6 protein-coding genes are annotated in these 9189 nt (G+C 42.9%); 3 read left to right on the forward strand and 3 right to left on the reverse strand.

The genetic code is table 11. From position 1 onward, the window contains the following. Nucleotides 1–129: 129 nt before the first annotated feature. The gene (locus IQ276_RS09180; protein WP_193913786.1) at nt 130–3357 is read right to left on the reverse strand and encodes a choice-of-anchor D domain-containing protein; all 3228 of its coding nucleotides are present in this window, start codon (nt 3355–3357) and stop codon (nt 130–132) included. Nucleotides 3358–4227: 870 nt separating this feature from the next. On the opposite strand from IQ276_RS09180, the gene thiD reads away from it, so the two are divergent. The 3 genes from thiD to IQ276_RS09195 all read left to right on the forward strand — a co-directional run bounded on the left by thiD (nt 4228) and on the right by IQ276_RS09195 (nt 6935). Next, a complete protein-coding gene (gene thiD / locus IQ276_RS09185) occupies nt 4228–5061 on the forward strand; it encodes a bifunctional hydroxymethylpyrimidine kinase/phosphomethylpyrimidine kinase (protein ID WP_193913784.1) in 834 nt (277 codons plus the stop codon). Nucleotides 5062–5237: 176 nt separating this feature from the next. Continuing rightward, nucleotides 5238–5822 (forward strand): hypothetical protein, encoded by a 585-nt coding sequence (locus IQ276_RS09190; protein ID WP_193913782.1) that lies wholly within the window; start codon nt 5238–5240, stop codon nt 5820–5822. Between the two features lie 774 nt (nt 5823–6596). Then, entirely contained in the window at nt 6597–6935 is a 339-nt protein-coding gene (locus IQ276_RS09195; protein WP_012410794.1) for a P-II family nitrogen regulator, read from the forward strand. A 108-nt stretch (nt 6936–7043) separates the two neighbouring features. Here the strand turns inward: IQ276_RS09195 and rdgB are convergent, their stop codons facing one another. Together rdgB and IQ276_RS09205 are read right to left on the reverse strand one after the other, a co-directional pair. Then, nucleotides 7044–7619 (reverse strand): RdgB/HAM1 family non-canonical purine NTP pyrophosphatase, encoded by a 576-nt coding sequence (rdgB, locus tag IQ276_RS09200; protein WP_193913780.1) that lies wholly within the window; start codon nt 7617–7619, stop codon nt 7044–7046. A gap of 85 nt (nt 7620–7704) precedes the next feature. After that, nucleotides 7705–9141, reverse strand: a complete 1437-nt coding sequence (locus IQ276_RS09205) for a phosphoglucomutase/phosphomannomutase family protein (RefSeq protein WP_193913778.1) — start codon at nt 9139–9141, stop codon at nt 7705–7707. Between the last annotated feature and the right edge of the window lie 48 nt (nt 9142–9189).

A 9189-nucleotide genomic window follows, 5' to 3' on the forward strand; every position in this document is an offset into this window, starting at 1 on the left:
GCAGGAAAATTCTAGAGGCACAATAAATAGATTGTGCCTCTATGCGTGTGGTCTATTTAATTCAAAACCGCATTGAAAGTGGATTCATGTTTGCGTTACACTTGCACTTTCAATTGAACCATTAACCAACTATGCTTGAATGATGAAGTCTGAGGCTTTAAGAGTGGGGGCACCAGTCAGTTGTGCAAATTGACCACCACTGCCCAAACCAGCAGCGCTACCATTTTGATTGTATAGTAACTGCCCAGTCACAGGATCGTAGACTATCACAGCACTGCTAACTGCCCCTAAGGTAGTGATTTGAAAATTAGTGGCGTTACTGAAACCTGTTCCTGCAACAGAAGTAATGGCAGTGAAGGTGGTCTTATCCAAGATAATCTTGTCACCAGCAGAACTATTGAAGTCAGCGATGGTATCAATACCCACAGCAGCGCTGCTAAAAGCAGCGTTGGTGTTGTAGAGGAAAGCATCAGCACCCCCATCACCGACGAGAATATCATTGCCTGCCCCACCGATGAGAGTATCATTGCCGCTACCGCCCCGCAGCAGATCATCACCACTTTTACCATCGATAATGTCATTACCCCCTAGAGCATTAATCACATCGTTGGAGTTATCAAAACCTGCAACGTTATTGTTTAAGTAATTGAGGAAAGTAACGGTGTTTCTGTTGAAGATACTAGTTTGGGTCGATCTACTATCAATCACATCAAAGCTCTCGGTAACACTGCTTTGTCCGTCAAATATGATATTACCGATGCCTGGCCTTGTTCCTGATGCAGCTAAGTTTTCGAGGTTCTCTAACTTAAAGTTTTCCAAGGTGACTTTAGTATTAGCCACACTTAGAAAAGTGATTTCTAAATTGTCGCCACTTTGAGATAATTGCATATTTTTCGCAGTTAAGCCAGCCCCAACAAATTGCAAGGTGTCTATTTGAGCAATGACCTCGGCTGAAGGATCTAAGCTAGTACCTGCACCACCAAAATTTGTGATGATGTCATGGCCATTCCCTAGCGGGGTAATAAAAGTGTCATTGCCTGTTGTACCATTGATAATTTTGGGTTCAACTTTGCCAGTGATGGCAAAGTCAAAGGGGCTTTCGTCGCTGTCGTTGTTGCTTAAACTGAAGTTGCCACTATAGGTACCGATTCTACTAGTGTTGAGTGCCACTGTAATATTTGTGGAGGCATTAGCTGCAACACTAGTAGGCAGAATTCCAACTAGGCTAAATCCGCTAGGAAGTTTGAGATTAGTTAGCTTGAGTGGGGCTGTACCGATATTCTTAATCGTAAAAGTTTTAGTCCGGGCCACACCACCAGTGGTACTGCCAAAGTCAATGGCGGTCGTACTCCCATCTGTAATGTCTACTGTGCCGTTGAGAATTTGAATTTCCGGAGTAGTAACTTTGCCAGTAATAGCAAAGTCAAAAGGACTTTCGTCACTGTCGTTGTTGCTTAAACTGAGTCTGCCACTATAGGTACCGACTGTAGTGGTGTTGAGTGCCATCGTTATGGTAGTGGAAGCATTAGGAGCCACACTAGTGGGTACAGTTCCTACTAAACTAAAGCCATTGGGGAGTTGGAGATTACTCAAATTGAGTGCTGCCGTACCAGTGTTCTTAATCGTAAAGGCTTTGGTCAGAGTATTGCCAACATTGGCCTCACCAAAGTTAATGGCAGTCGTACTCCCATCTACAATATCAACTGTACCGTTGAGAACTTGAATTTCGGGACTAATAACTTTGCCAGTAATAGCAAAGTCAAACTCACTTTCATTACTATCGTTGTTGCTTAAAATCAGAGTGCCACCATAAGTGCCTGGTGTAGTAGTATTGAGTGCCACCGTTATAGTAGTGGAAGCATTGGCAGCCACACTTGTGGGGACAGTTCCTACTAAACTAAAGCCATTGGGAAGTTTAAGATTACTCAGATTAAGTGCGGCTATACCGGTGTTCTTAATCGTAAAGGTTTTAGTCAGAGTCTGACCAAGAATGATCTCACCAAAGTTAATGGCAGTCGTACTCCCATCTACAATATCAACTGTACCGTTGAGAACTTGAATTTCGGGAGTAGGAGTCTCATCTGTTGGAGCTTCGTAGGCACCAATATCGATGACTGCGGTGCCATTACCATCGCCATCCAGAGGAACATTTTTAGTGATGCTATTGAAGGCATTAGAACCAGCATCGATGGCAGCACTTCCAGCTTTGAGGGCAAAATTGCCTTTAGCTGGATCAACAAACAACGGATTTTTACCCAAAATATTCTGCAAAGTAAGAATAGCTTTTGGATCGTCCGAAGCTTGAAATATATTCGAGTTATAAACAAGGTTGTGATCGAAAGCTACATTTGTGGAGTATTTGACAAGATTGGCATTTTGATTGTCACTTGCATACATTATGTTGTTATATACATCTACATTGTCCGAGTAAGTGACAGCAATCTCTCCATGAGTTGTAAGAACAGTAGCATTTTGGTAAGTTGTATTGTTGATAACATCTACATTTTTGGCTTTAAAAACGTGAATCCCAGAGCCACCATTGTTGTAGGAGATGTTATTTTCAATTAAAGCCTTACCTGTATAGGCCACGCCTTCCCTAGATTTAGAAGTCATATCAAGCATAATCCCATGCCCTTCAGAAATACCACCAGTATTCCAAACAGGAACTAGGCTTTGATTGTCGTAGACAATGTTATCTCGAAAAATCATCCTGTAGTCAGTAGTGTTGTTATCGTAGTTAGAACCGTAAAGAGCAGTAATAGCTTGACATCCATAAGGAGAATACCAAGCGTTTCCAGACACAGTATTTTTCTCAACAGTGATGTAATCTGCATTAGTCAATCCAATACCTGCACCTGGAAAGTTACGGATTGTGTTGCCACTGATGACGATGTGATGAGGGTTACTAGGGGCTAGACCTTCGCTAGTTTTTGAAGGTGAGGGGGTCACCATAATTCCATAGGCAGTAATCTTAGTATCAGATTTACCTTTATCCGAAGTAGAATTAATGCTATTCAATGCATATTGTAAAGTGACATTTTCTCGATCGCCTTCTATATCAAGTCCTTCAATCCGTACATAAGATGAACTAAATACAGTAATGCCACTAACACCCGCAGGAAGGTTTAGTTTTGGTTGATGTCCTGGATAGGCTTTGATAGTTGTCCAGTTGTCTGGAGAACCGTTTTTGTCAACAATGTTAGCTCCTTTTTCATAAGTGCCATTCATCACATAGAGGGTGTCGCCTGTTTCCATCTGCCACACGGCTCGACCCAGAGTGCGAAATGCACTTGTTTCTTTCAAGCCATTATTGTTATCGCTACCTGTTCCAGAAACGTAGTATACTTGGCCAGCCATAGGTTTACTCCGAATATATATAAGGGAATTGCTCGTGGACTCTTAGCAACTGTGTTAATTGCTAAGTAGTTAGTAGAAGGGTGATTTGTCTTGAGTCTGAAGGACAGTCACAGTTGTCCGATCGCAACTTCAAATTGCCTCGGTTCTAGAAACGCTGTTGTCAAACTGGAAATTTTTTCTCCTGTCAACCGCTGATGGTTAAACCAGGAATGTAAATACCGTCAATCGTCAGGCTGTTGTTGGGAGTAATCGGACGATTAGCGTCTGCATCTGATTGATCGCCTGGGAGTGGAATTAAATCCGATCTCCACCGCGTAGGCGCAGCCTGCCGTAGGCATCGCTGTTACTATATTTCGATACGGTGATCATATTTGGTATATAATTCCTCTGAACTTTATCCGTTGTCTGAGGTCAGAAGCTGCCAAATCGGCATGGTAAAGGGCACCCCTGGCTGATAACTGGGGACTTAAAGTTACAGTGGTCAAAGCTGAATTGTTTCAAACTTTAGTAGGTTGACCCCTTAATTTAAAGGGACTAATGTAACAACTTAGTCAAACCTGTTTTAATCTGTGTAAGCGAGTTTTGTGAACTAAATTTAGACTAACCTTCACAAACAGTGATTGATATCAGTGAATACTCAGAATTTTGTTAGATTTTTTACAACAATAGGCAAAAAAACTATGGAAGTTTTGTGGTGATTCCTATTAATTTGTAGTCTGAAGAAGGCTTGATACAAGGATTTGATGAAGTTTGTCTCAATTAAGTCGGCGTGGTTCACAAGGCATTAGTTATAGTCAAGTCGCACTGGACGCTAAAATCAATTGGAAGCGATCGCCAAGCAACTAACATCTCGCCAGTAATCTTCATAATATGAACGCCCAAATAAACTCCAGAGTACCTGTTGCTTTAACCATTGCTGGTTCAGATAGCGGTGGCGGTGCAGGAATTCAAGCTGATTTACGCACCTTTGCTTTTCACTGTGTCCACGGTACTAGCGCTATAACCTGCGTCACTGCACAAAACACTCTCGGAGTTAACAGGGTTGATGCCATGCCAACAGAAGCTGTTGTAGCGCAAATTCAGGCAGTAGTTGAAGATATTGGCGTACAAGCAGCCAAAACAGGAATGTTGCTGAATCAGGAAATTATATTTGCTGTTGCCCAGCAAGTAGAAGCTTTACAAATCCATAACCTGGTAGTCGATCCAGTGATGGTGTCACGTACCGGGGCACAATTGATTGATAATGATGCTGTGAAGACTCTGTGCCATGCTCTTATCCCCAAGGCAGCTATTATCACGCCCAATCGCTACGAAGCCCAGATTTTGAGCGGTTTAGAAATTAATTCCTTGGAAGATATGCAAGCCGCTGCTGAAATTATTCACAAGATTTTACGGACAAAGGCTGTTTTGGTCAAGGGTGGAGGTATGCAAGGAAATTTGCGTGGCGTTGATATTTGGTTTGATGGGGAAAAGTTGGAAGTTTTGACTTGCCAGCAAGTAGAGACAACAAACACCCACGGTACTGGTTGTACACTATCAGCTGCGATCGCAGCTAATCTGGCAAAGGGAAAAAACTTGTGGCAGGCGGTGCAACAGGCAAAGGAATATGTAACCACTGCCCTGACTTACGCTTTAGATATTGGCGAAGGGCAAGGTCCTGTGGGACACTTCTTTCCATTGTGGGGACTGGGGGCTGGGGACTAGGGACTAGGGACTGTTTTCCCAGTAGCCAATACCCAGTCCCTAATACTTAGCCCCCAATAAAAAATCTTTGCCGTCTCGGCATTTTTCTATTATTCTTGGGCATAGTTTCAGGGCTGACTTTCTCTGTTAGCATCTCTGTACGATCTAATCACTTTGATTTTTAATACCAAGCCCCAATGCGAACAACCACAGGTTCTGTTCACAGGAATTCGTCAACACGGACTAGTCAAGCGTACCCTCCCTCTGTACCACTATCTGTATACCGGGAATTGTCAATGGAGTTGCAAGCAACTCAGGCGAGGCTAGATGCAATCACCACTAAAAATCACGAATTAACCCAAGAAAATCAACTATTACGCCAAGAAATCACCAAAGTTGTTGAGTCTTTTTCACACTTGCAAAATTTTGTAGATTCCTATGGAATGTTTACTGAACATCAAGCTTCCCAAGTTTCTAGCAACGTTAAAAGCTCCGCCAAGCAGCCAGTAACACAAGCGCCTCCACCTCAACAAGTTTCTCGTCCGCGTCCACCTCAAAAAAACCGCCAGGAGTTTTCTACACCTATAAGGGAAATGAAGTTTCCGATACCAGACCCAGTTTTTATAGAAGAACAAGAAGTAACTTACTATTCTACTGCAAAGCCAGATGCCAAGGAACTTAGTGGCTGGTGGTTAATTATTACCATCTTGTTAATTATGCTTACTGCCTTCACTGCTGGGTATTTAATTGTGCGTCCCTTGTTTGAACATCAAAAACGTTAGTTGACCAGAAATAAAAAGGTACAAGCCCCTAAATTTATTTATGGAAAATAAAAAAATGTATTTCGAGACACGTAGTGCAAGAAATACTACGTCAGTTGACTCAGAGCAACTGAATTTATTTATGGGCTTGGTAAATTTTTGACTTTTGACTTCCCCGAACGCGAGTGCGTCTCGCTCCAGAAGGGGCTGACATTCCCACAGTCAGCAGCAATATTTAGGGCTATCGTACCATTTCTGTTTCATCACTGTTTTGAATATCTGAGATGATCTACTCAATAGCAGAATTTATCTATTTTTAGGTCAGAAATACTACATAAAAAATGATAATTTGACAGCAAATTCCTCATGTTACAAGTTCAAGGATTATCAAATTACTTAATCGAAGCTGCTTCTAGCTTCAAAAGCACCCACGGAAACAATCCTGAGTGCTGAGTAACGAGTACTAAGTAAAAAGTAAAATTAGACAGACCAGGGACTCTTAGCTTTGAGAGCAACTACATCCGGTATGGAAGAAAAAAAGATTTATTTCGAGCGTCACGTGTCACAAGAAATAATGCGTCCTTACTTCAATCCCCCCGTTTCTCTCAAGAGTTACTCAGCAGGGGCTAAACGCCCCGCTATCCATGTACAGCACTCCTGAAACCAAGCATCTACAATTTGAAAAAAGTGGCAATTATTACATATGTTTTAGCAAAGGCGCTACTAGTTACAGTTTCAGACAACAGATCTGGTTAGATAGATAAACGAAGCTAGTACAAGTCACAAATCAAAGAAATGAAAAAAGTAGAAGCTATTATCCGCCCATTTAAGCTTGATGAAGTGAAAATTGCCTTGGTTAACGCTGGGATTGTTGGCATGACGGTTTCTGAAGTCCGGGGGTTCGGACGCCAGAAAGGTCAAACTGAAAGGTATCGCGGTTCCGAGTACACCGTTGAGTTTCTCCAAAAACTCAAAGTGGAAATAGTAGTTGACGACAATCAGGTTGATATGGTAGTGGACAAAATTATTGCCGCTGCCCGCACTGGTGAAATCGGTGATGGTAAAATTTTCATCTCGCCTGTTGAGCAAGTGATTCGGATTCGTACCGGCGAAAAAAACACAGAAGCGGTTTAAAAAAAGTTATGAGTGAAGAGTTAGGAGTTAAGAGTTACGAGTCAAGAGTTAGAAGTTATTATTCCTATAATTCACAACTCATAACTTTTAACTCTTAACTTTTAATTCCTAACTCTTAACTTTCTCCAGTTGCGGAAGTAAAGCTGTAAAGGCCTTGCCTCGATGGCTAATTGACCCCTTTAACTCCCGTGTCATCTCGGCAAAAGTCAATTGCAACTCTTGCACGTAAAAAATTGGGTCATAGCCAAATCCACCATCACCACGAGGCGCATGAAGAATTTCGCCACGACAAATACCTTCAGATTGTAATGCGATCGCACCATCCGGACGAGCGATCGCCACTACACAAACAAATTGGGCTTGGCGATTTACTTCGTTACCTAATTCTTCGAGTAACCTAGCAATGCGTTCTGAGTCTGTTTTGGCGTAGCGTGCCGAATACACACCTGGTGCGCCATTCAAAGCATCTACTTCTAAACCAGAATCATCTGCTATCGCCCAGTTTCCTGTCGCTTTGGCAATTTGGGACGCTTTGAGACAAGCATTGGCGGCAAAGGTTTCGCCTGTTTCTTCAATTTCTAATTCTTCAGGTTTGAGGATTAATTCCCAGCCAGAATCTGCCAGGTAAGCTTGCATTTCGCGCAACTTACCTGGATTTCCTGTGGCTACTACTAGTAATGTCATGAATTTTAAATATTAGTTAGGAGTTAGGAGTGATGAGTTATGAGTTATTTATTCCTAACTCCTAACTCTCAACTCCTCACTAATTTTACTCCGCCCAGTGTTTTGCCCAAGCAAGAGTTTGATGCACTTGCTCAAGTGTTGGGGCTTCGCAGTAAAGGCGTAAAACTGGTTCAGTTCCGCTAAAGCGAATCATTAACCAGCTTTTATCGGCGAGGCGGTACTTGTAGCCGTCAATTGTTTGGCAATCAATTACTGCTTTACCAGCAATTTCGGTTAAAGGTTTGGTTTGGAGTTGTTGCAAAAGACGCGATCGCACTTCCATACTTGCTAAGGGTAAATCAATGCGATCGTATGCTGAATTAAATCCTGTCTGTTGCTGCAAGTGGCGATAATATTCACCTAAATCTAAACCAGATTCCACGATCGCCTCTAGCACATACAATGCTGATAGCAGTGCGTCACGTTCGGGAATATGGCTACCATAGCCGATACCTCCCGACTCTTCGCCACCCAGCAAAACTTCTGCTGCTAACATTCTGTCGGCGATGTATTTATAACCAACTGCTGTTTCAAATACTGACAGTTGATGTAGTGCTGCCACAAGGGGTATTAAATCTGAACCACTGACAGTTTTGACTATTTCACCCTTAAAGTCCCGTCGTCGGGTTAAGTGGTCAATTAGTATGGGAATCAACACCTGGGAACTCAAGAAGTTAGCTTCCCCGTCTACAGCTGCGATGCGATCGCAGTCTCCATCAAATACCAATCCTACAGATAAACTTGATGTATTTGTTTCTCGGTGAGCTTTGATAACTTCAAATAGCTTGGAAAGGTATTTAGGCAAGGGTTCCGGCGCACCACCACCAAATAGGGGGTCGCGTTCGCTGTTGATTTCTATGACCTTATCGCCTAGAAGTTGTGCCAATCCGCCAGCCGCAGCGCCATGCATGACATCGCCAAATACTGTTAGTTTACCAGAGGCGATCGCTTCCCTAATTTTGGCAATATCAACTTTACGTTCTAGTGCTTGGGTGTAACTCGGCCAAGGATCGAACTTTTCTTGCTTGCCTGGGGTAGCCGCAGGTGGCACTCCTTGGGGCAACAGTGCTTCTATCTCCTTTGTGACTTCTGGCGACACTGAACCGCCAAAATATCCCTTGACTTTTAATCCTAAGTATGCGCCTGGATTATGACTGGCTGTAATTACTAGTGCCCCTAAGGCATTAAGTTCTTTTGCTGCCCAACTAAAAGCTGGAGTTGGGGCAAAAGTTTCACTGAGTAAAACATCAAATCCGACAGCGGTGACGGTATCAGCCACAGCACGAGCGAAGTCTTCGGCCATAAATCGGCGATCGTAACCGACAATTATTGTCCGGCTACCCACCGTAGAATAATATGTATTATATAGTACTTTTGCAGCGACTGGCGCGACTAGGGCTAGGCGTTCAAAGGTGAACTCATCTCCAATTACGCCCCGCCAGCCGTCTGTACCAAACTTGATTGAGTTAGCTACAACTGCCATCTAGGTATCCTAACTGTCTACCTGAGGATTTTAGCATTTCTACAGTGT

Origin of the sequence: Desmonostoc muscorum LEGE 12446 (assembly GCF_015207005.2) — a bacterium.
Taxonomy (GTDB): Bacteria; Cyanobacteriota; Cyanobacteriia; order Cyanobacteriales; family Nostocaceae; genus Nostoc; species Nostoc muscorum.